This window comes from Microbispora sp. CL1-1 (assembly GCF_012034195.1).
Taxonomy (GTDB): domain Bacteria; phylum Actinomycetota; class Actinomycetes; order Streptosporangiales; family Streptosporangiaceae; genus Microbispora.
Genome location: NZ_JAATEK010000007.1, coordinates 147,849 through 169,436, shown reverse-complemented (window position 1 = coordinate 169,436; position 21,588 = coordinate 147,849). Strand labels below are relative to the sequence as shown.

Annotated in this window: 18 protein-coding genes; 8 read left to right on the top strand and 10 right to left on the bottom strand. The window is 70.2% G+C overall.

Features of this window, described 5'->3' with window-relative positions; genetic code table 11:
- Window positions 1-117 precede the first annotated feature (117 nt).
- The 6 genes from HCK04_RS11640 to HCK04_RS11615 form a co-directional block, all read right to left on the bottom strand.
- Entirely contained in the window at window positions 118-462 is a 345-nt protein-coding gene (locus HCK04_RS11640) for a hypothetical protein (RefSeq protein WP_142647181.1), read from the bottom strand.
- A gap of 24 nt (window positions 463-486) precedes the next feature.
- Window positions 487-1,167, bottom strand: a complete 681-nt coding sequence (locus tag HCK04_RS11635; RefSeq protein ID WP_142647180.1) for a uracil-DNA glycosylase — start codon at window positions 1,165-1,167, stop codon at window positions 487-489.
- 184 nt (window positions 1,168-1,351) lie between these two features.
- On the bottom strand, window positions 1,352-2,239 hold the full coding sequence (locus HCK04_RS11630; protein WP_142647179.1) for a carbohydrate ABC transporter permease: 888 nt from the start codon (window positions 2,237-2,239) through the stop codon (window positions 1,352-1,354).
- Window positions 2,236-3,864, bottom strand: coding sequence for an ABC transporter permease subunit (locus tag HCK04_RS11625; RefSeq protein WP_312845731.1), 1,629 nt, complete (start codon window positions 3,862-3,864; stop codon window positions 2,236-2,238). The genes HCK04_RS11630 and HCK04_RS11625 overlap by 4 nt, the downstream gene beginning before the upstream one ends.
- Window positions 3,865-3,877: 13 nt before the next feature.
- On the bottom strand, window positions 3,878-5,203 hold the full coding sequence (locus tag HCK04_RS11620) for an ABC transporter substrate-binding protein (RefSeq protein WP_142647177.1): 1,326 nt from the start codon (window positions 5,201-5,203) through the stop codon (window positions 3,878-3,880).
- Window positions 5,204-5,205: 2 nt separating this feature from the next.
- The gene (locus HCK04_RS11615; RefSeq protein WP_142647176.1) at window positions 5,206-6,468 is read right to left on the bottom strand and encodes an ABC transporter substrate-binding protein; all 1,263 of its coding nucleotides are present in this window, start codon (window positions 6,466-6,468) and stop codon (window positions 5,206-5,208) included.
- A gap of 136 nt (window positions 6,469-6,604) precedes the next feature.
- Here HCK04_RS11615 and HCK04_RS11610 point away from each other — a divergent pair, with 136 nt between their 5' ends.
- The 3 genes from HCK04_RS11610 to HCK04_RS11600 all read left to right on the top strand — a co-directional run bounded on the left by HCK04_RS11610 (window position 6,605) and on the right by HCK04_RS11600 (window position 10,367).
- Window positions 6,605-7,111 carry a PadR family transcriptional regulator gene (locus HCK04_RS11610; protein WP_142647175.1) on the top strand — a complete coding sequence of 169 codons (507 nt, stop codon included), beginning with the start codon at window positions 6,605-6,607 and terminating at the stop codon, window positions 7,109-7,111.
- Window positions 7,112-7,258: 147 nt separating this feature from the next.
- Window positions 7,259-8,008 (top strand): ABC transporter ATP-binding protein, encoded by a 750-nt coding sequence (locus tag HCK04_RS11605; protein WP_142647174.1) that lies wholly within the window; start codon window positions 7,259-7,261, stop codon window positions 8,006-8,008.
- A gap of 85 nt (window positions 8,009-8,093) precedes the next feature.
- On the top strand, window positions 8,094-10,367 hold the full coding sequence (locus tag HCK04_RS11600; protein ID WP_142647173.1) for an FtsX-like permease family protein: 2,274 nt from the start codon (window positions 8,094-8,096) through the stop codon (window positions 10,365-10,367).
- 169 nt (window positions 10,368-10,536) lie between these two features.
- On the opposite strand, the gene HCK04_RS11595 is transcribed toward HCK04_RS11600, so the two are convergent.
- The 3 genes from HCK04_RS11595 to HCK04_RS11585 all read right to left on the bottom strand — a co-directional run bounded on the left by HCK04_RS11595 (window position 10,537) and on the right by HCK04_RS11585 (window position 14,915).
- Window positions 10,537-11,118, bottom strand: a complete 582-nt coding sequence (locus HCK04_RS11595) for a superoxide dismutase family protein (RefSeq protein ID WP_142647172.1) — start codon at window positions 11,116-11,118, stop codon at window positions 10,537-10,539.
- Window positions 11,119-11,287: 169 nt separating this feature from the next.
- A complete protein-coding gene (gene treS, locus HCK04_RS11590) occupies window positions 11,288-13,018 on the bottom strand; it encodes a maltose alpha-D-glucosyltransferase (RefSeq protein WP_142647171.1) in 1,731 nt (576 codons plus the stop codon).
- A gap of 217 nt (window positions 13,019-13,235) precedes the next feature.
- Window positions 13,236-14,915: an asparagine synthetase B family protein gene (locus HCK04_RS11585; protein WP_142647170.1), complete on the bottom strand. Its 1,680-nt coding sequence runs from the start codon at window positions 14,913-14,915 to the stop codon at window positions 13,236-13,238.
- A 459-nt stretch (window positions 14,916-15,374) separates the two neighbouring features.
- Between HCK04_RS11585 and HCK04_RS11580 the strand changes: the two genes are divergently transcribed.
- Entirely contained in the window at window positions 15,375-15,887 is a 513-nt protein-coding gene (locus HCK04_RS11580; protein ID WP_142647169.1) for a hypothetical protein, read from the top strand.
- Between the two features lie 100 nt (window positions 15,888-15,987).
- Here HCK04_RS11580 and HCK04_RS41000 read toward each other — a convergent pair whose 3' ends face one another.
- Window positions 15,988-16,296 carry a DUF4143 domain-containing protein gene (locus HCK04_RS41000; RefSeq protein WP_205830109.1) on the bottom strand — a complete coding sequence of 103 codons (309 nt, stop codon included), beginning with the start codon at window positions 16,294-16,296 and terminating at the stop codon, window positions 15,988-15,990.
- 224 nt (window positions 16,297-16,520) lie between these two features.
- Between HCK04_RS41000 and HCK04_RS40995 the strand changes: the two genes are divergently transcribed.
- From HCK04_RS40995 to lysA, 4 genes are all read left to right on the top strand, one after another.
- On the top strand, window positions 16,521-16,742 hold the full coding sequence (locus tag HCK04_RS40995; RefSeq protein ID WP_205830108.1) for a hypothetical protein: 222 nt from the start codon (window positions 16,521-16,523) through the stop codon (window positions 16,740-16,742).
- 307 nt (window positions 16,743-17,049) lie between these two features.
- Complete coding sequence (locus HCK04_RS11570; RefSeq protein WP_142647168.1) at window positions 17,050-19,071, top strand: glycosyltransferase family A protein; 2,022 nt, start codon at window positions 17,050-17,052, stop codon at window positions 19,069-19,071.
- A gap of 62 nt (window positions 19,072-19,133) precedes the next feature.
- On the top strand, window positions 19,134-20,018 hold the full coding sequence (locus tag HCK04_RS11565; RefSeq protein ID WP_142647294.1) for a DALR anticodon-binding domain-containing protein: 885 nt from the start codon (window positions 19,134-19,136) through the stop codon (window positions 20,016-20,018).
- A 176-nt stretch (window positions 20,019-20,194) separates the two neighbouring features.
- Window positions 20,195-21,553 carry a diaminopimelate decarboxylase gene (lysA, locus tag HCK04_RS11560; RefSeq protein WP_260617217.1) on the top strand — a complete coding sequence of 453 codons (1,359 nt, stop codon included), beginning with the start codon at window positions 20,195-20,197 and terminating at the stop codon, window positions 21,551-21,553.
- Window positions 21,554-21,588: the final 35 nt, after the last annotated feature.

Sequence of the window (21,588 nt, the reverse complement as noted above, 5' to 3'; positions counted from 1 at the left end):
TGTGGCCCGGCCTCAGCAGACCCGGCTTGAGGTGGATGCGGCCGGCCACAGCAGACCGGCCTCAGCAGACCGGCCTCAGCAGACCGGCCGCAGCAGACCGGCCTCAGCGGACGGGAATCAGTGGGTGTGGCCCGGCTCGTCGTGGTCGTGGTCGTCCTCGTCCTCCAGGACGCCCTCCGACGGCTCCACGCCGAGCATCGCCTCGCGCGGCTCGACCTCGGCGACGTGCTCGACCAGGCCCAGCACGTGGTCGGGCTCGATCAGCCACTGCAGGGCGGCCGCGCCCGTCTCGTCGGAGTTGACCAGCTCGATCTGTTCCTGCCGCTCGGCGTCGTTCAGCTCGGCCTGGGGGTCGCGGATCTCGGCGAGCGCCGCTGCCTGCAGCGCGTCGACATCGAGGACCTCGACCACCAGGTCGACGGTGAGCCGCAGGTAGCGACCGGTGTCCGTTCCATCGCTCATGGTGGTGATCCTATCGGCTAGCCGTTACGGCAGTTTCCACTCGACCGGCGCCGCGCCCTGCTGCTCCAGCAGGGCGTTTGCCCGGCTGAACGGACGGGAGCCGAAGAACCCGCTGCGCGCCGACAGCGGGCTGGGGTGGGCCGACTCGATGCACGGCACGTCGCCCAGCATCGGCCGCAGGTTGCGGGCGTCGCGGCCCCACAGGATCGCAACGAGCGGCCCGCCCCGCGCGACCAGCGCCTTGATGGCCTGCTCGGTCACCTCTTCCCAGCCCTTGCCCCGGTGGGAGGCGGGCTTGCCCGGCATCACCGTGAGCACCCTGTTGAGCAGGAGCACGCCCTGCTCGGTCCACGGGGTGAGGTCGCCGTTCGAGGGCGGGGTGGGGTGGCCGAGATCGGCCATGTACTCCTTGAAGATGTTGACCAGGCTGCCCGGAAGCGGCCGTACGTCGGGGGCCACGGAGAAGCTCAGCCCGACGGGGTGTCCGGGGGTGGGGTACGGATCCTGACCGACGATCAGCACCCGGACCTCGCTCAGCGGCTGCTGGAACGCGCGGAGGACGTTGTTCCCCGCCGGGAGGTACTGGCGGCCTTCCGCGATCTCCTGCCTGAGGAAGTCGCCCATGGCGGCGATCCGCCCGGCCACGGGTGCGAGGGCCTCGGCCCACCCGGCTTCCACGAGTTCGTGCAACGGACGTCCTGACATGTCCGCGCACTCTATCGGCTTTTCGGCCCCCGTACGGCCCGGCAGCGGAAAGATCGGATGCCCGCTTACCCCCGTAAAGCGGGCATCCGACCCCCTTTCTGTACGGTGCACCACACACGGGACATTTCCCGTGGTGACCGCGGTGATGCCGGAGGCCCCGGGACGATCCGGGGCCTCCGGCCGGTCACTTGACCGAGCCCGCGAGCATGCCCTGCACGAAATACCGCTGGAAGGCGAAGAACAGCACCAGCGGGATGATGAGCGACAGGAACGCGCCCGGCGCGAGGATGTCCACGTTCGTGCCGAACTGCCGCATCTGGGATTGCAGTGCCTTCGTCATCGGCTGGTTCTCGGTGTCGGCGAACACCAGCGCGACGAGCAGGTCGTTCCACACCCACAGGAACTGGAAGATGCCGAGCGACGCGATCGCGGGCTTGGCCAGCGGGAACACCACGGTGGCGAAGATCCGCCACTCCGGCGCGCCGTCCATCCTCGCCGCTTCGAGCAGCTCGCGCGGAATGCCCACGAAGAAGTTGCGCAGCAGGAAGATGGCGAACGGCAGACCGAACGCCACATGGAACAGCACGACCCCGAGGATCGAGCCGAAGATCCCGAGGGCTCCGTACAGCTTGGCGATGGGGATCAGCGCGATCTGCACCGGGACGACCAGCAGGGCGATGACCACGAGGAACACCAGGTCCCTGCCGGGGAACTCGATCCAGGCGAACGCGTACGCCGCCATGGCCGCGATGCCGATCACCAGCAGCGTCGCCGGCACCGTGATGAGCACGGTGTTCCAGAACGACGAGCCGAAGCCCGACGCGAGCAGGCTCGAGTAGTTGTCGAACGTGAGCTGCGCGGGCTTGGTGAACAGCGTCCACCAGCCGGAGGAGTTGTTGTCGGTCTCGCCGCGCAGCGAGACCACGAGGAGCCCCAGGGTGGGGAGCAGCCAGAAGAGCGCGACCAGGATCATGAAGACCTGGACCAGGCCGCCGCCGAGGCGGTCGACCACCCGTGCGACCACGTTGCGCTGGATCGGCTGCGCGTGCCGGGGTTCGGCCAGGGTCGTCATCCCTCGTCCCTCCTGAACCGGCGGATGTTGAAGATCATGAACGGCACCACCAGCACGAGCAGGAAGATCGACAGCGCGCTTCCCAGGCCCTGGTTGCCGCCGCCGCCGAACGACACGCGCCACATCTCCAGCGCGATCACGTTGGCCTGCGGCTGCACCGAGCCGGGGGCGATGATGAACACCAGGTCGAAGACCTTCAGCACATTGATGATCATGGTGACGAAGACGACGAGCAGCACCGGCGACAGCAGCGGCACGGTGATCCGGCGGAACACCTGCCACTCGGTCGCGCCGTCGATCCTGGCCGCCTCCAGGGCGTCACGGGGGATCGCCGACAACCCGGCCGCGATCAGCACCATCGCGAATCCGGCCCACACCCAGATGTACGCGCCGATGATCGCGGGAGTGATCAGCGACGGCCCCAGCCAGGTGAGCCCGTTGAAGGGCGCCGTGAAGTTCGACTGCGGCAGCCGTACGACATAGGAACCGGCCTGGAGACCGGAGAAGCGGAACGTGCCGTCGGCGGCCGTCTCGGTCGTCGCCTTGACCGCGCCGCCGGAGACCGCCTCGACCGTGATGCCGCCGAGGCCCTTCTCCTGCGGGTCGATCTGGTTCAGCGTGCCTCCGCCGCCGCGGACGACGTCGAGCCAGACGGTGCCGCTCAGGCCGTCGCCGCCGGGGGCGGCCTTGGCCGGTGCGGCGTCCTTCACGGCGTCCTGGGTCAGGCCGACGAGCGGGATCAGCACCGGGGTGCCCGCCTGCGCCTCCTGCCTTGTCACCACGGCGCCGTCCTGCACGACCGCGGGCGCCTGGTCGTTCTCCCGCGGCCGGGCTCCGGGGTAGCTCGCGCTGGTGGAGAAGGCGTCGTGGACGGTCGTGATGATGGCGTTGGCGACGCCCTTGTCGGGGTCCTGCTCGTACACGAGGCGGAAGATGACCCCGGCGGCGAGCAGCGAGACGGCCATCGGCATGAACAGCACGAGCTTGAACGCCGTCGACCACTTGATGCGCTCGGTGAGCACCGCGAAGACCAGGCCGAGCGCGGTGACGATGATCGGGGCCACCACGACCCAGATGATGTTGTTCCTGATCGTGGTGAGCGTCGAGGAGTCGGTGAAGATCGAGACGTAGTTGCCCAGTCCGACGAAGCGGTCGCCGGTGGCGTCGAAGAGGCTGCGCCAGATGGAGTAGACGACCGGATAGATCATCCACGCGGCGAGCAGCAGCGCCGCCGGCAGCAGGAACATCACCGCGAGTCTCGGCGGCGGGCCGAGGCGCGGGGACGCCTGCGCCGTGCCCGCCGCCGTGCCCGCCGTGGCGACCGCGCCGGGCGGGGCCGCCGTCGCGGACCCCGCCGCGGCCGGACCCGCCGCCGGCTCACCGGAACCGGCAGCGGAAACGGGCTCGGCACCGGAACCGGCACTGGAGCCGGAATCGGCAGGGGACTCGGAAACGGTCAGGGATTCCGAGGCGGCCGGGGTGTCGGCCCCGGCATCGGAGTGGGCCGCTCCCGCCTGGGGGGAGTCGGAGGAAGGATCTGCGAGGGGTTCGCGCGGGCCGGAGGAGGCCCCGGCGACGGCTTCTCCGTCGCCGGTGGCCTGCTGGCCGTCCAACCGATCGGTCACGGCCGTACTTCCTTTACTTGAAGGCCTTGGCGGCGTCCGCCTCGAGCTTCTCCTGTGCGCCCTTCACGTCGGAGGGGTTGCGGAGGAAGTCCTGCAGGTCCTTCCACTCGCCCTTGCCGTCGGTGCCGCCGAAGGCGCTGGGGGCGAGGTCGGACATGTCATACCGCACCGACTCGCCAGCCGAGATGATCGTCTGGGCGAGCTGCTTGGTCAGCTCGTCGGGGTAGTTGTCGGGGGAGACGTTGCGGTTGGGGGACAGGTAGCCGGGCTGCTTGGCCCAGACCTCGCCGCCCTCCTTGGACGCGAGATACTCCACCAGCGCCTGCGCGCCCTTGTTGTCCTTCATCACGACCGCGACGTCACCGCCGAGGACGACCGGAGCGGTGTCGCCGGCCTTCGGGAACGGCATGATGTTGGCTTCCTCGCCGACCTTGGCGCCCGACTGGCCGAGGGAGGCGGCGACGAAGTCGGCCTCGATGACCATCGCGGCCTTCTTCTGGGCGTACACCTGGGTGACGCAGGTCGGGAAGTCGGTCTGCAGCGCACCGGACGAGCCGCCGAGCATGAACTCCTTCTTGCCGAAGATCTGCGCCATCTTCTCAAGGGCGGTCGCGACCGTGGCGTCGGTCCACGGGATCTCGTGCTTGGCGAGCTTGTCGTAGTTCTCCGGGCCCGCGGTGGACAGGTAGACGTTCTCGAACAGGTCGGTCAGCGTCCAGCCGGAGGCGGCGCACAGCGCGAACGGCGGGACGCCGGAGTCGGACAGCGTCTGGGCGTTCTTGATCAGGTCGTCCCAGGTGGACGCGGGCTGCGCGCCGGCGTCGTCGAAGGCCGACTGGCGATACCAGACGAGCGACTTGTGCGCGGCCTTGACGAGCACGCCGTACACCTGGCCCTTGGCGGAGCCGAGCTCCTTCCAGTAGGGGGTGTAGTTCTGGTCGATCTGCGCCTGCACCTCGGGGGCCAGCGGCTTGAGCGCGTTCTCGTCGGCGTACTGCTGCACCAGGCCCGGCTGCGGCAGGATCGCGACGTCCGGAGGGTTGCCGCCCTGGATGCGGGGGCCGAGGTAGGCGCCGGTGTCCTCACCGGTGGACGCGTAGGTGACCGTGGCGCCGGTCTTCTCCTCGAACGCCTTGAGCACCTTCTCGAAGTTGGCCTGCTCGTCGCCGGTCCACTTGGCGGCGACCTCGACCTTCACACCCTCCAGGGGCTTGGCCGCGGCGCTGTCGGCGGCCGGGGCGCTGCCCGAGGCGGCGGGCTCGCTGCCGGAGTCGCTGCCGCACGCGGCCGCGGCGGCGAGAGCGAGGCACGCGACCATGATGGGGGGAAGTTTCCGCATATCTATCCTCCGAACTGGATGACCTCGCCGAGTCCCTGTTTCAGGTCGGCGACGGTCTCGTCTACGGGTTTTGCGAGGGTGAGCGCGCCGGAGACGGCGCTGGAGATCAGCAGGCTGATCTGGTTGTAGTCGGCGGTGACCGGCCTCGGCCGGGCCGAGACGATCGCCTCCTTGAGCGCGGGCAGATAGGGGAACCGCCTGATGAGCTCCGGGTCGTCGTACAGCTCCGCCCACACCGGCGGGAACGAGCCCTCGGTGAGCACGAGCCGCTCGTTGTCGAGGCCGGTGAAGTAGCGGATGAAGTCGAGCGCCGACTTCTGCCGCTTCGAGAAGGCGCTGATGGCGAGGTTGTAGCCGCCCAGTGAGCTCGACCCCGGCCCGTTCAGGCCGGGCAGCCGGGCCACCGAGAACTTCCCGGCCAGCTTCGAGTGGGCGGCCGGTCCGTACGCGTGGGGCCAGTTGCGGGCGAACAGCAGCCGCCCCTCCTGGAAGGCGAGCCGCGACTCCTCTTCCTTGTACGTCAGCGCCTCGCGGGGGATCCACCCCTCCTTGATTCCGCCGACGAGGAAGTCGAGCGCGGCTCGTGCGCTGCCGAGGTCCATCGTGACCTTGCGGGCGTCCGGGCTGAGGATCGACCCGCCCGCCGACTGGACGGCCTCGGCGAAGTTGACGGTCAGCCCCTCGTACGGCAGGAACTGCCCGGCATATCCACCGATGTGATACTTCGCGCTCAGGCGGGAGGCCTGGTCGCGCAGCTCCGCCCAGGTCTTGGGCGGCTTCAGGTGCTCCTTTTTCAGGATGTCGGACCGGTAGTAGAGCAGGCCGGCGTTGCTGGTGTAGGGCGCGGCCCACAGCCTGTCCCGGTAGATGGCGGTGTCGGCGACGCCCTTGAGCAGCTTGTCCAGGGGGAACAGGCTGCGGTCGAGCGGTACGATCCAGCCGGCGTCGGCGAACTCCGCCGTCCACATCACGTCGAGCGCGAGCACGTCGTAGACGTCGTTGTGCGCCTGCAGGTTGGCCACCATCTGTGCGCGCTGCTCGTCGGCCGCCTCGGGCAGTTCGAGCAGCGACACCGGCTCGTCCGGGTGCGTCTGGTTCCACCGGTCCAGCAGCGGGCGGAGGTAGGCGGTGGTGTCCCTGCCGATCGCCAGTGTGATCGGCCCGGTGCCGTCGCTGCCCACCGTCGACTGGGCGCCGGTGTCGGCGAGCCCTGCGCAGCCGGCCGCCAGGAAGACGGCCAGGGCGGCGAGAGCTCGGCGAACCATGTGGCCTCCGTATGAAAAGCCGGTTACATACGTGTTAGGTAAGTGCATGCATGTTATGCATAGCGATAATGTGAGCGTCAACGGATGAGCTCGTAACGCTCCGATAACTGCTCGATACGGCTGGGGGGGTGGGCGCGTGCGGCAGTCGCTGCTGGCGCTCCTTGCGAAGGAACCTGCCCACGGATACGAGCTGAAACAGGCGCTCGAAACGATCTTCGGAGGCGCCTACCCGTCGCCCAACATCGGCCAGATCTACGTGACCCTGGGCCGGCTGGAGAAGGACGGGCATGTCCGGTCGGTCGACGTCGAGCAGGCCAACCGGCCGAACAAGAAGGTCTACTACATCACCGCCAGCGGCAGGGAAGCACTGGAGAACTGGGTCGAGGAGCCCACCGAGGGCCCCCGGGTGCGTGACGAGTTCTTCATGAAGCTCGTGCTGGCTCCCATGACCGGGCTCTCCGACCGCATGGCGTTGGTGAACCGGCAGCGACGGCACTACCTTTCGCTCATGCGAGATCTCCGCGAGCTGGCCGAGCGCACCGATCCGGCCAACCGCGTCGCGCTGCTGCTCATCGAGGGAGCCATGCTCCACCTGCAGGCCGACCTCGACTGGCTCGAACGCTGCCAGGAGGAACTGCCATGAGCGAGCGGAGCGAGCGAATCGATAGGCACAGGGCGTTTCGCGAATGCGACCCCGAGCCGTCAGGCGAGGGGGCGGCATGAGCGAGCGAACCGACAGGCGCAGCGCCCTGGACTTATGTGGCCCCAAGCCGCACGGCGAGGAGGCGGAATGAGTGCCGAGGCGCCCGTCGTACGGGCCGTCAACCTGGTGAAGATCTACCAGACCGGCGGGCTGCCGGTGCACGCCGTACGCGGGGTCGATCTGACCGTCGAGGCGGGAGAGTTCGTCGCGGTCATGGGCCCGTCCGGGTCGGGCAAGTCCACCTTGATCCATATGATCGGCGGCCTGGACACGAGAACGAGCGGCGAGATCTGGCTGGACGGCAGCCGGGCCGACACGCTCTCCGAGAGCGGGTGGGCGGTGCTGCGCCGGCAGAAGATCGGCTTCGTCTTCCAGTTCTTCAACCTGGTCGCGAACATGACCGTGGCCGACAACGTCGAGCTGCCCGCGCTGCTGGGCGGCGTCTCGCCCCGGCAGGCCAGGGAACGGCGCGAGTATCTCCTGGGCGAGCTCGGCCTGGCCGACCGCGCCGGGGCGTCGCCGGCGCAGCTCAGCGGTGGCGAGCAGCAGCGGGTCGCGCTGGCCCGCGCGCTCGCGAACCAGCCCCGGCTGCTGCTGGCCGACGAGCCGACCGGCAACCTCGACAGCCGCAACACCCGCGACGTGCTGCGCCTGCTCGGCCAGGTGCACGGGCAGGGCCAGACGATCGTGCTGGTCACCCATGACGCGCGGGTGGCGAGCATGGCCGACCGCGTCGTCAGCCTGCTGGACGGCCAGATCGTCGACGACGGCGCGATCCCGAAGTCGCGCCGGCGCCCTCTGGGAGCGGCCGGCGACGTCGTGGAGCTGCGCAGTTGAATCCGTCCCGCCGCCATGCCTTCCCGGTGACCCCTCCGCAGAGCCCGAAGAGCCGGCAGTGCCCGGCTCGGCGCGAGGGGGCCGCGTGATCACGACGAGGACCGCGGAGCTGCGCTGGATCCGCGCGGACCTGCGGGCGCGCCGGGGCCAGGCGGCGCTCACGGTCCTCGCGGTGGCGGGGATCGTCACCGCGCTGATCATCGCCGCCACGCTGCTCGAGGACGGCACCAATCCCTGGCGCGGCCTGTTCCAGCGCAGCAACAGCGCGCACATCTGGATCCACAGCAAGGACGTGCCCGACGTGTCAGCGCTGCGCCAGTTGAAGGGCGTGACCGACATCGCCGGGCCCTACCGCAGCGCGCCCGCCACGCTGGTCGCGCATGGCCGCCGGGTGCCGATCACCTTGCAGGAGACGCCGGCGGCCTTCCCCGCCGTGGCCCGCCCGCTCCTGCGCGAGGGCCGCTGGCTCGACGTACGCACCCCGAACGCCGTGGTCGTCGAGCGGTCGTTCGCCCGCGCTCTCGGCCTGCGGCCGGGCAGCCCGTTCACCGTCACCGGACTGAACGGTGCGACCCACAATCTGACCGTCGCCGGGCTGGCGGAAAGCGGCGACCAGGGGTTCTATCCGGAGTGGACCCCGGGCCTGGCCTGGACGCTCGCGCAGACGCTGAACGTGGTCGAGCCCGCCCCCGGCCGCACCGAGACCGTGACCGGGCTCCGCCTCGCCGACCCCGCCACCACCGATCTCGTCGTCCAGCGGGCCGTCTTCACGATGCGCAACCAGGTGCAGCGGGTGACGACCTGGCGCGAGGTGCGGGCCTCCATGGAGCTCGACAACCGGCTGCTCGGCCTGCTGCTCGCGCTGTTCGGCGTCGCGGGCCTGGTCGCCGCCGCGCTGGCGCTCGCCAACGCCGCCGGAGGCCGGGTGCTGATGCAGTTGCGCGACATCGCCACGCTCAAGTCGCTCGGGTTCACTCGCGGCCAGGTGGTGCGGATGCTCGTCATCGAGCACGGCACGCTCGGCTTGCTCGGCATCGCCGCCGGTGCGCTCGTCGCCCGGCTGATCACGACGTACGCCATGGGGGAGTCGGTCGTCGTCCCGTTGTCGGCCGGACCGCTGTCCGCGATCCTCGTGGGGACGTCGCTGACGGTGCTGGCCGCGGTGCTGATCCCGGCCTGGCGCGGCGGGCGCACCCCGCCGATCCCGGCCGCCCCGGCGGCGCCGCCGCGCGGGCACCTGTCGCGGCTGGCCCGGGTCGCCCTGCTCGTACGGCTGCCGCCCGCGCTCGTCCTCGGCGCGAGGGACGCCTTCACCCGCAGGACGCCCGCCGCGCTCACGCTGTGCGGCATCGCCATCCCGATGATGATGATCACGATCGGGCTCGGTTGCTGGACGACCCTGGACGACTTCATCCGCCACCCGGAGAGCGTGGGCCAGGCGGCGGCCCTGACCGTACGGCCGGCCGAGCTGACCGCCGAGGAGGCGCGCCAGCGCGCGATGGCCGACCCGGACGTGGTCGCGGCCTATCCGGGCGCCGAGCTCGACGCGCTCGTCCCCTGGCAGACCAGGACCGTGCGGACCAGGGCGCTCGGCCTGTCCTCCGACCCCTACCCCTTCCCCGTCGTCGAGGGCCGGATGTTCGCCGACCGGGGCGAGGCGGTCGCCGGGCAGGGCCTGCTCGACCTCCTCGGCGTGCAGATCGGCGACCGGGTCCGCGTGACGATCGGCGGCACGCCGCTCATCGTCCGGATCGTGGGCCGCGTTGTCGAGCCGGAGCAGGACGGCGAGGTGCTGTCGCTGGGGTTGGACAGCCTGGCGGCCAAGGACGCGGAGCCGCCCCAGTTCTACGCACTCGTGCTGCGACCCGGCGCCGACGCGGCCCAGGTGAGGGCACGCCTGCAGGGGCAGGGGCTTGAGGTGGCCCAGGCCGTGAACCCGGCCGACCGGCTCGCGGTCATCCGGGTGATCATCATCGCGCTGGTCGCCGTGCTGGCCCTGATCGGGCTGGCCAGCCTGTTGACGGCGAGCGCGCTCGGGCTGCGCGACCACGTCCTCGACCTGGCCGTGCTCAAGGCGATGGGGCTGACCCCACGCCAGGTGATGGCCACGCTGGTGACCGCCACCGGCCTGCCCGCGGCGGTGGGGGTCGTGCTGGGGGCCGCGGCTGGGGCGTTCTGGTCACGGTGGCTGATCGACCTGGAGGGCCGCGGCAGCGGCGTCGGCGCCGGCATCGGCCGCGCCCCCACGCCCGGCATGCTCGCGGCCGCCCTGCTCATCGCGATCGGCGCGGCGTTGCTGGTGGCGCTGATCCCCGCCAGGCGGGCGGCGCGGGCGCAGGTGCCCGTCACCGCCCGCTGAAGGACCGGCGAACTCGCCCCGGACGTCCGCCGGTCTTCCCCGCCCCCCCCGGCTGCCCGGCCATTCCTGATGACGCCGCGCACCGCTGCTGAAACGCCGTTCAGCCGCTCCCGAAAGGCCACTCGATCCCGCCTCGGAACGTCGCTCGGTCCTCTTGAGGACGCGCCGGTCAGTCTCTCCTGAACACGCCGCAGGCGATCCGGCCGCCCGAGTCGCCGGCCTTGAGTGTCTCGGCGTCGGGCCCTGAACGGCTGTAGCGGCCGGGGATGTTCGCGTGGTTGTCCGGTTTGGCATGGATGATGATCGAGCTGCCGTCGCCGCTCAGCAGGTCCTCCACCGTGAACCGGTCGGTGACGTACGAGGCCTGCCCGACGCCGTCGCCGCGGACCAGGAGATCGGGCAGGTCACCCGCGTGCCCGGGATGGGAGCCCGAGCCGAGATGCGAGCCCGCGCTGGAGAAGGGGCTGCCGGTCGCCGGGTCCTTCGCGTTCGGGTCGCAGACGGCCTTGTCGTGGATGTGCATGCCGTGGAACCCGGGCGGCAGGGCCGTGACCCTGATCTTCACCTCGGTCCCGCCGTTCTCGTCGTTCTCCACCTGGACCGTCCCGACGTTCTGCCCCTGCGCGTTCGTGAGAGTCGCGGTGGCGTCGACGTCGCGCGGCACCATCGGCGCCTGTGCCGTGGCGGCCCCGGAGACGGCCGCGCCCGCGACCACCGCGGCGGCCAAGGACAGGTAGGTGTGCCGGAGCATGAGGCTCCCCCTCTCGCCGATGCGAGAAATCCGCCCGTTCACGTCACGGTAGGCACATCGGGCGAAAGGGGTGGGCCAAGGCGGCGTCAAGTCTGCCGTGAACACGACGACGCCCCGTCCAAGGCCCGTGGAAGGGCCCGGGACGGGGCTCTTTGCCACGCCGGCCGGATCAGGACCTGCGCAGGGACAGCCAGTAGAAGCCGTAGCCCGGCAGCGTGAGCAGGTACGGCAGCTCGCCGACCGTCGGGAAGGGGACGCCGCCCCGGCACTCGACGGGCGTCACCCCGGCGAAGCGCCGCAGGTCGAGCTCGACCGGCTGGGCGAAGCGCGACAGGTTGTTGACGCACAGGACCACGTCGTCGCCCTCCTCCCGCAGGAAGGTCAGCACGCTCGGGTTCGGCGACCACAGCTCGGTGTAGCTGCCGGTGCCGAAGATCGGGTGCTCCCGCCTGATCTGCAGCATCCGCCGGGTGAAGTGGAGCAGCGACGACTCGCTCTTGGTCTGCGCCTCGACGTTGACCGACTGGTAGCCGTACACGGGGTCCATGACCACCGGCAGGTAGAGCCGGCCGGGGTCGGCCTCGGAGAACCCGGCGTTGCGGTCCGGGGTCCACTGCATCGGCGTACGGACCGAGTCACGGTCCTCCAGCCAGATGTTGTCGCCCATGCCGATCTCGTCGCCGTAGTACATGACCGGCGAGCCCGGCATGCTGAGCAGCAGCGCGGTGAACAGCTCGATCTGGTCCCTGTCGTTCTCCAGCAGGGGCGCCAGGCGCCGCCGGATGCCGAGGTAGGCGCGCATGCGCGGGTCCTTGGCGTACTCCTTGTGCATGTAGTCGCGCTCTTCCTCCGTCACGGTCTCGAGCGTCAGCTCGTCGTGGTTGCGGAGGAAGATGCCCCACTGGGCGCTTTCCGGCAGCTTGGGGGTACGCGACATGATCTCGGAGATCGGCTCGCGGCTCTGCCGGCGTACGGCCATGAAGATGCGCGGCATCAGCGGGAAGTGGAAGGCCATGTGGCACTCGTCGCCGCCCGTGGTGGGGTCGCCGAAGTATTCGACGACGTCCTCCGGCCAGCCGTTGGCCTCGGCGAGCAGCACCCGGTCGGGGTAGAGCCGGTCGACCTCGGCGCGGACCTTCTTGAGGTAGGCGTGCGTCTCCGGCAGCCCGGCGCAGGAGGTGCCCTCGCGCTCGAACAGGTAGGGCACCGCGTCCAGCCGGAACCCGTCCACACCGAGGTCGAGCCAGAAGCGGATGACCTCCATCATCGCGTTCTGGACGTCCGGGTTGTCGTAGTTCAGGTCGGGCTGGTGGTGGAAGAACCGGTGCCAGTAGTACTGCTTGCGCACCGGGTCGTACGTCCAGTTCGACTCCTCGGAGCCGACGAAGACGATGGGGACGCCCGAGTATTTGTTCGGGTCGTCCGACCAGACGTAGAAGTCTCCGTACGGGCCGTCCGGGTCGCTGCGGGACGCCTGGAACCAGGGGTGCTGGTCGCTGGTGTGGTTCATCACGAGGTCGGTGATGACCCGCAGGCCGCGCTCGTGCGCGGCCTCGATCAGCTTCACGAAGTCGCCGAGGTCGCCGAACTCCGGAAGGATCTTGAGGTAGTCCGAGATGTCATAGCCGCCGTCCTTGAGCGGGGACTGGTACAGCGGCAGCAGCCAGAGGCAGTCGACCCCGAGCCACTTGAGGTAGTCGAGCTTCTCGATCAGCCCGCGCAGGTCGCCGGTGCCGTCGCCGTTGGAGTCCTTGAAGCCGCGGACCAGTACCTCGTAGAAGACCGCGCGCTTGTACCAGCGGGGGTCCTGTGAGGTGAAGTCGGTGATCTCCGGGAGATCGCCGGTGGTGGCGCCGAATGACCCGGAAGCCGAGTCAGGGCAGGGCGCAGCAGCGTTCATCTGGTTCTCGCTTGAGGAAGGAGGAGCGTGTTGTCAGGTCACACCCGAGCTTTTGAAGCTCTCGCCATGATGTTTGGCTCTATTTGACCAAAACTACCACCAGAAGTGGTCTGACCGAAAAGGCTGACGCCGGTTTGACATGCAGTTTTTACCTGTTTCCAGGTGATCACGCAGAGCTACCGCACAGCCGCGCTCCACAACTGTGCGGACTGCCGGCCTACGCCGCGGACCAGGGCGGAGTGAGGTCGCCGAGCACGTCCTCGTAGTCGGCCAGCCACGCCCCGAACGCCACCAGCGCCCGCAGCCAGAACCGCGAGTTCCACGACCCGAAGGCGGTCAGCGCGTCCGGCCCGCCGGCGATCGCGTCCAGCATCTGGGGCGACATCAGCCCGGGGATCTGCGCGGCCCTGACCAGCATCCGGTGGTTCCACTCGCGGGCGACCGGCCCGTTCGAGCGCAGCGGCACCCGGCGGTTCGGCAGCAGCGGGGTGTTGGTCGAGGGCAGCGCCGCCACCCGAGGGTTGGCGGCCCGCAGGACCTCCCGGTAGAACTTCCCGCCCTCCTTGCGGACGACCGGCACCGACAGCGCCGCGTCGAAGAACTCCGGGTGCAGGAACGGGAAGACCGGGGTCGCCTCGGGGCCGACGAGGTTGATCGGCGACCGGGCGATGCCGCGCACGGTCCGGGTGTGCAGCACGCTCAGCGGCAGCTCGGCCCGGTGCCCGTGCAGCATGGAGGTCGCCCGGGTGAACGCCGTACGGACCCGGTCGTCCATCCACGCGGCGGCGGCCTCGCCGAGCACCGGGATGTGGGCGTCGCCGGTCGACAGCGCCTTCAACAGCGCATCGCGGCGGGACGCGCCCGTCCCCGCGCCGACGGCGTCCGCCGTGATGAGGAAGTTCTTCATCAGCGGGCCGCCCGCCAGGCCGTCCACCAGCGCCCGGCCCGCGCCGTGCACCTCGCGGGCGAAGGGGGAGTACCACGCGTGGTGGCTGGTGAGGAACTCCAGGCGCCGGGCCGCCCACAGCGCCTCCTGCGGATAGGCGGCCGGGTCCTGCGGCATGATCCGGTGGGGGACGCCCAGCTCACGGGTGATGTAGCGGGCGAAGTCGATGTCGTTGTCCAGCCCGTCGTCGGGGCTGGTGGTCCACGACTCGATGTCCATCTTCCTGGCCACCGCCACGCTGGCCAGGAGCCGCGAGTCATACCCGCCGCTCACCGGCACCAGCACCCGCTCGTACGGCTTGAGCGCGTCGTGCAGCAGCGCGACCAGGTCGCCGCCGGTCACGCCCCGGTCGACCGGCTCCTCCCGCACCCAGCGCGGGGCCCGCCGGTCCACCCTCAGCCTGCGCTCGCGACGCGACCAGGTCAGCGCGGTCGCGCCGGGCAGGCGCCGGATCTGGCGGTAGGGCGTGTCCTCGAGGAGCGGATAGGTGAGCATGAGGATCGCCGCCCATGCCTCCCAGTTCACCTCGTACGGCCGCCGGGCCAGCGCGAGCAGCGGCTCGATCAGCGAGGAGAAGTAGACGGCGTCGCCGTCCTGGAGGTAGTAGACGTCGATCAGGCCGAGACCGCCCGTGTGCAGGCTCACCGCGTCGGGCTCGTCCACCAGGCCCGGGGTCTCGTAGGTCTCCGCGACCCGCAGCCAGGCGTTCGCCCGGGGCTCGCCCCCGGTCTCGGGCTGCCGGCCGCCCCACGCGTACGCGGTCGTCCGGGCTCCCGTGGCGTACGGCGCCAGGGGGGCCGACGTGAGCAGCGCGGCCTCCGGCGCGGAGTGCACGGCCTGCACGGCCGGCCCCGACCGTGCCAGCAGGTCGAGCGTCGCCTGCTCGAAGGGCCCGATGGCCCCGCAGACGTACGGCCTGGCCTGGAATCGCGGCCACTCACCCTTGCGCACGGTTTGCCCTCCCTTGAACCCCAGCCGAGTCTACGGACCTCGGGGCCGGCAGGGGGACCGGAGCCAGCCCCTGCGGCAGGCGAGGTCGCGGTCAGATAGCGGGCCGTCACAAAAGCTGTTGCGGGAGGTGTTTTTACCTGATGACCCCGACGGAAGTTCTTTTTATTTCTTGCGGGGGCGGTCATCATCGCGCTCCGTGGTGACGGAGTGTGTAATTCCGCATGCGAGCGCGTATCTGAACAAAATATAGACGCATCCCTTGATCTTTGGCTCGGCGGTGTTATACGTTTCTGCACGTTTGCCAATCTTTGCCTGCGAAATTTTGTTTTGCGGGGCTGCTCCATCGTGCTTCGAGTGTGACGACGATGTTGCGTAGAGAGGGCGTTCTCCCCGCTCACGCGAGTGTGTCTGGAGTGTGACGAGCCATGCGGCGCAGCCGTGGCGTAAGAAGATGGAGGCATGGCAGTGGCCGGCAGGCGGCTGAGAAAGGCTCTGCTCCTGTTTATGATTCCCCTTGCGCTGCTGATCCTCGCGGCGCTATTGGTGAATCTTGTCGCATCCTCTTGGGCTGGCAGGCCACTCATTGTGGACGAGAGGGCGGTGCGCCAAGTTCAGGGGATCGGGCGGCAGATGGGGGAGGCGACGGCGCAGCGTACGCAATCCGACTACATGATCTCGAGGAGGTATCTTTTCCTGGCTGTCGATGGGATGAACATGTCAGATGCTCTAGAGCGTCGCGCCGATCTCTTGGTCTCTCGGGGTTGGAAAGTGGAGAATGACCGGACTCCTGATGCGATTCATCTCGAGTCGGATGAATTAGAGGCTTATCTGACCCTGTCGCCTCTCGATGCTTACCTGGCACAAGTAGGTTTCGATGACTACAGGGTGAAGGAGGTCGCCACTCGTGTCCGGAAGCAGTCGGGACCGTCGGCGACGATACTCGTCGCTGTGTTGGAGCACACGTGGCCCTGAGTGATGGTCATGGGGCCATCATGGACGGTTCGTAGGCGGCTCGGCGTGGTCTATCCGGGCGACTGTTCTCAAATATCGGGCAAAACGTTGTTGTGGCGTTCTATCCAGCCTCAAACCTGCCACAGGGCGCTGACGGGCATGGCGCGCAGACGGGGGCCGAAGGGGAGGGGGTCTGGGTGCCGGTGTAAAGGACGATCCCCGCCACGAAGTCGTCGCCCAGGCGGTCGGCGAGGTGGCGCAGGCCGCGGAAGTCGTCGGCGCGGACCGTGGAGGAGGCCTTGACCTCGACGCCGACGACGCGGCCCTGCCGGTTTTCCAGCACCGCGTCGACCTCGACCTTGTCCTTGGTCCGGTAGTGGAAGAGCTCCACCCGCTCGTCCGACCAGGTGAGCTGCCGGGCGAGCTCCATGAGACGAAGCCCTCCAGCAGCGGTCCGAACTGGCCGTCGGGCCGCACCAGGCTCCTCGCGTCGGCGCCCAGCAGGTTGGCGGCCACGCCCGAGTCGACGAGGGCCACTTTGGGGGTGCCGACCGCGCGGTTGCTGAGGTGCGTGACCAGGCGGGGATGCGCTTGATCAGGAAGACCTCTTCGAGCAGGCCGAGGTAGCGGTTGACGGTGCTCCCGGACAGTCCGATGTCCGCTCCGAGCGCGCTGGCGACCAGCAACTGTCCCGACCGGGCGGCCACCGACCGCACCAGGGCTCGCATCTCGGCCATCCGCTCGATCTCGGACAGCCGGCTCACGTCCCGCGCGATCAGATCGGAGACGTACGAGTCGAAGAAGCGCTCGCGTCTGCGCGGGTTCGTCCGGGTCACCGCCTCGGGAAAGCCGCCGCGCACGAGTCGCTCGGCATAGTCGGCACGCGACAACGAGGACGTGTGATGGAGGTTCTCGCCCTCGGCGAAGATCGCGTCCACGAACCTGTCCGGGGTGGCGTCGATCTCCCCCTGGGAGAACGGCCACAGCTCGATCGTCTCCATGCGTGTCGTGGTGAATCGGTCGCAGGGCACGTGGTGAATCGGTCGCGGGGTACGTGAGCCGTTGGTCGCCGAGGGATGTGGCGGACGAGGTGCACGAGGTCTCGGCTCCAGCTGAGAGCGATCAGGGCGTTCTGCGAATATTGTGACTCTGGTCCTGAAGGTCTACCGCGGAGTCACCCCCTATGAGCGAGCTAAGCGAGCCGGCAGCCGTACAGCCCGAGCGGAGCGACCCGGCGGCGCTGCGGCAGGCGCTGGCGGAGGCGGTGGAGCGGGCCTCCGGCGCGGCGGAGCTGGCCCGGCTGATCACGGACTACCAGCGTCGGCTGGAGGAGGCGGCGCGCTCGGAGGCCGAGGCGCTGACGAAGATGCGTGAGGCCGAGGCGCGGCTGAAGACCGTCGAGCGGCAGAACGCGCAGCTCGCCAAGCAGCTCGCCGAGCAGAAGTACCAGACCGAGGTCGCCAACTGGAAGCTCGCCTCGCTCCAGGAGAACCGGTGGATCAAGCTCGGCGACGCGATCCACAGCAAGAACCCCGGCACGGTGGCCAGGACGCTCAAGGCGCCGGTCAGGAAGCGCCCCGCGCCCAAGCGCTCGGACTTCAAGCCGGAGATCCCCGCCGTCCCCGAGGTGAAGGCGGCCCCCGCCGCGCCCGAGCCCAAGGCCCCGCAGGTCTCCGCGCCGCTCGCCGAGTCGTTCACGGTGCCCAAGGGCCCGACGGCCCGGCCGTACATGACGGTGGCCGCGATCGTCGACCGGCAGACCGAGGCGCTGCTGCGCTACGAGTGGCGGCTGGTGACCAACTTCGGCCCCGACAACTGGGAGGCCATGCTCGACCAGCAGCAGCCCCACGTGCTGTTCGTCGAGTCCGTACGGCCCGGCCCCCGGCAGGGCAACGGCGGGCGCTGGCTGGAGGCGCTGGCGGGCGAGACGCGTGCGCTGCGCGACCTGGTGGCGGCCTGCCACAAGCGGGGGATCAAGACGGTCTTCTGGCACTCGGGCGGCGCGGTGTCGCGGGCCGTCCCTGCGGCCGAGCACTTCGAGTACGTGCTGGCCACCACCGAGGCCCGCGCCCGCGAGTGGCGCTCCGCGCTGCGGCACGAGCGGGTCGGCGTGCTCCCGCACGCCATCCAGCCGCGCGTGCACAACCCCATCCCCGCCGAGGGCGGCAGGACCGGGGAGATCGTCACCCTCGGCACGGTCACCCCGCCGGCCGGCGGCGCGGCCTGGCAGCCGCTGGCCGGGCAGGGCGACGACAAGACGTCGTACGACGACGTGCTGACGGCCTACCGGCGGCCGGCCCTGGTGATCGCGGGCGCCGACGCCGAGCCGAGGGTGATAGGAGAGGTCGCGGCCTGCGGCACCCCGGTGCTCCAGGTGCGGGCCGGGGCCAAGGGCGAGGAGATCCTCGCGGCGGCGGAGATCCTCATGGCCGACGAGGGACGGCTGGCCAGGGAGGCCCACCTCGCCTGGCGGGCCCGCACCAGCGTCACCCCGCTGCTCGACCCGATCCTCGACACCCTCGGTGTGCCGAGCGTGCGCGGCAGCGGCGTGATCTCGGCGATCACCGCCGTCTCCGACCCTGCGGAGCTTGACCGCCTGCTCGCCCAGATCACCCGTCAGGTCGAACGGCCCGGCCAGATCGTGATCGTCGCGGACGGCCTCGACGCGGGCCTGGTGGACAAGACCGTCCGCCAGTCGTGCCCGGACATCGACGTCGTGGTCCGCACCACGGGCGAGCCGATCACCCGGGGCGCCGCCCTCGACCGCGCGGTGCGGCTCGCCGACGGCGACTACGTGGCCGTGCTCGATGCCAGGGACCTGTACGGCGAGCACTACCTGGCCGACCTCGTCCGCCACTTCGCCTCCACCGACGCCGAGGTGCTGGGGAAGGCGTCGTTCTACGCCCACCTGCCGGCGACCGGCGCGACCCTGCTGCGCCAGCCGGAGGCCGAGCACCGGTTCCTCCCCGAGGTGGCCGGGGGCACCGTCCTGGCCCGCCGCCAGGTGCTCACCGAGCTCGGCTTCGGCGACGTCTCGGAGGAGTGGGGTGAGGTCCTGATGCGGCAGTGCCGTACGGACGGGGTGCGGGTCTACTCGGCCGACCGCTACTCCTACGTGTGCGTCCGCGACTCGGCCGAGGGCTCGCTGCTCGGCTCGGCGCGCATGGAGGGATTCGTCCCGGCCGAGCCCCTCGCCTTGCTCTGACCTCACCGGCGAGGTCGGCCTAGACTGGCCGCGATGACCACCACAGCCGTCCCGGCAGCGTGATGATCGAGGAGCTGCGCGGCGTTCTCGGCGCCGCGCCGGTGCCGCAGGGATCGTGGGAGCGGGACGCGTGCTTCGTCTCCACGGCCGCGCTGCGTAAAACGGCGCTGCGTAAAACGGCGGCGCTGCCCGGAACAGCGGCGCTGCGAGGAGCGGCGGCGCTGCCTGAAACGTCCGCGCTGCCTGAAACGTCCGCGCTGCCTGAAACGTCTGCGCTGTCTGGAACGGCGGTGCCGGGGGGAACGGCGGAGTCCCCTGCCGAGGCGGCGGAGCGGCTCGCGACCCGGCTGCGCGCGGTGCCCGGCGTCCGTCGGGTGGACGTCCGGCCGAACGGCTTCCTCGTCATCGGCGTCGCCACGCCGGGACGGATCGTCGAAGACGTCCTGGCCTCGCCCCGGCGGCCGGGAGCCGCCCCGGTCGCCGTGCCCCGACCGGGAGCCGTGCACTCGCAGCCGGGGGCCGCCGTGTCCCCGCAGCACGCGGCGCCGTGGCCGGACTTCCCCCGCACCTGGGACAACCCCGGTTTCGCCGTACGGTACGCGTACGTGCGGGCGGGAGCCGTACGGCGATGGGCGGGCGATCTGGGGGTGCGGACCGGCGTGGCGGCGCGGCCCGAGCTGCTCGACGGCCCGTTCGACCGGGCCGTGCTGCGGGTGCTGGCCGAGCTGCCGAGCAGGCGGGAGAGCCGCGACCCGGGATGGGCGGCGTACCTCGAACGGCTGGCCGAGGCCTACCACACCGCCGTCGAGCGCGCGTCCCCGATTCCCATGGGCGATGAGCCGCCGTCGGAGGTCCACGCGGCCCGGGTGCGGATGGGGGAGGCGGTGCGCCTCGTGCTCGGCGAGGGACTGGTGGAGCTGGGTGTCACCCCGCCCGGCAAAATCTGAGTCAAACCCGCCGATAGCCGGAAGCAATGCCGTCAACGACCTGCGGACCTGAATATCTTCCTTCCGGGCCGTCTCGCAGGGTGAACAGCAGGCGCGAGTGAATCGCAGGGTCGGCTAGCCTCGTTCGGGTGAGTCGATTCGCCCACCCAGCCGGCGACCTGCACGCCGCTTCATCTATCGTCGCCGTGACCGCCGGACTGCCAGAGGAGCGTCCGCAGCACGTGCCCGCTGACCTCAACGCGCTCGAACCGGCCATCTGGCCGCGAACGTCCGGCAGGGCCGACGGCGCCGTCACCATCGGCGGAATCGACGTACGCGACCTGGCGAAGGAGTTCGGCACGCCTCTGTACGTCATCGACGAGGAGGACTTCCGCTCACGCTGCCGTGAGTATCGATCCGCCTTCCACGACGGCGAGGTCCACTACGCCGCCAAGGCGTTCCTGTGCCGCGAGGTCGCCCGCTGGATCGACCAGGAGGGCCTCGGCCTCGACGTGTGCAGTGCCGGTGAGCTCGCCGTGGCGCTCAGCGTCGGCTTCCCGCCCGAGCGGATCACGATGCACGGCAACAACAAGTCGCTCGCCGAGCTGGAGAGGGCCGTCCAGGTCGGCGTGGGCCACATCGTGGTCGACTCGTACGAGGAGATCGCCCGCCTCGGCTTCCTCGCGGACAAGCACGGCGTGCGGCCGAAGGTGATGATCCGGGTGACCGTGGGCGTCGAGGCCCACACCCACGAGTTCATCGCGACCGCCCACGACGACCAGAAGTTCGGCCTGTCGCTGAGCAGCGGCGCCGCCGCCGAGGCGGTGCGGCGCATCCTCGCGCTGCCGCAGCTCGAACTGGTCGGTCTGCACTCGCACATCGGGTCGCAGATCACCGACACCGGCGGGTTCGAGGTCGCGGCCCGCCGCCTGGCCAGGCTGCTGGTCGAGATCAAGGAGGAGCACGACGTCGTGCTCCCGGAGCTGGACCTCGGCGGCGGATACGGCATCCCGTACGTGGTGGGCGACGAGTCCCTGGACGTCAAGGTCATCGCGGACAGCCTGCGGGAGATCGTCACGAAGGTGTGCGAATCGGCCGGGCTGCCCGTGCCCCGGCTCACGGTCGAGCCGGGCCGTTCGATCGCCGGGGTGTCCGGGGTGACCCTGTACGAGGCCGGTACGGTCAAGGACGTGGAGGGCCTGCGCACGTACGTGAGCGTGGACGGCGGGATGAGCGACAACATCCGCACCGCCCTCTACGGAGCCGAATACACGGCCGTGCTCGCCTCCCGAGTGAGCCAGGCGGCGCCGATGCTGTCGCGCCTGGTCGGCAAGCACTGCGAGAGCGGCGACATGGTCGTGCGCGACCTCTACCTGCCGGGCGACCTGGCCCCCGGAGACCTGATCGCCGTCGCCGGCACCGGCGCCTACTGCCGGTCGCTGGCCAACAACTACAACTATCTGCCCAAGCCCGCCGTCGTCGCGGTGTCCAACGGCCAGGCGCGGGTCATCATCCGCAGAGAGACCGAGGACGACCTGCTCAGGGGGCAGCTGTGACCGCCCGCCCCGAGCAGTCCGGCGGCGAAGCGAGG

Bases quoted from the DNA above. Each gene is read 5' to 3' on its own strand.
- HCK04_RS11640 (WP_142647181.1), bottom strand. From the start codon at position 462: ATGAGCGATGGAACGGACACCGGTCGCTACCTGCGGCTCACCGTCGAC.
- HCK04_RS11635 (WP_142647180.1), bottom strand. From the start codon at position 1,167: ATGTCAGGACGTCCGTTGCACGAACTCGTGGAAGCCGGGTGGGCCGAG.
- HCK04_RS11630 (WP_142647179.1), bottom strand. From the start codon at position 2,239: ATGACGACCCTGGCCGAACCCCGGCACGCGCAGCCGATCCAGCGCAAC.
- HCK04_RS11620 (WP_142647177.1), bottom strand. From the start codon at position 5,203: ATGCGGAAACTTCCCCCCATCATGGTCGCGTGCCTCGCTCTCGCCGCC.
- HCK04_RS11615 (WP_142647176.1), bottom strand. From the start codon at position 6,468: ATGGTTCGCCGAGCTCTCGCCGCCCTGGCCGTCTTCCTGGCGGCCGGC.
- HCK04_RS11605 (WP_142647174.1), top strand. From the start codon at position 7,259: ATGAGTGCCGAGGCGCCCGTCGTACGGGCCGTCAACCTGGTGAAGATC.
- HCK04_RS11595 (WP_142647172.1), bottom strand. From the start codon at position 11,118: ATGCTCCGGCACACCTACCTGTCCTTGGCCGCCGCGGTGGTCGCGGGC.
- treS (WP_142647171.1), bottom strand. From the start codon at position 13,018: ATGAACGCTGCTGCGCCCTGCCCTGACTCGGCTTCCGGGTCATTCGGC.
- HCK04_RS11580 (WP_142647169.1), top strand. From the start codon at position 15,375: ATGGCAGTGGCCGGCAGGCGGCTGAGAAAGGCTCTGCTCCTGTTTATG.
- HCK04_RS41000 (WP_205830109.1), bottom strand. From the start codon at position 16,296: ATGGAGCTCGCCCGGCAGCTCACCTGGTCGGACGAGCGGGTGGAGCTC.
- HCK04_RS40995 (WP_205830108.1), top strand. From the start codon at position 16,521: ATGTCCGCTCCGAGCGCGCTGGCGACCAGCAACTGTCCCGACCGGGCG.
- HCK04_RS11570 (WP_142647168.1), top strand. From the start codon at position 17,050: ATGAGCGAGCTAAGCGAGCCGGCAGCCGTACAGCCCGAGCGGAGCGAC.
- HCK04_RS11565 (WP_142647294.1), top strand. From the start codon at position 19,134: ATGATCGAGGAGCTGCGCGGCGTTCTCGGCGCCGCGCCGGTGCCGCAG.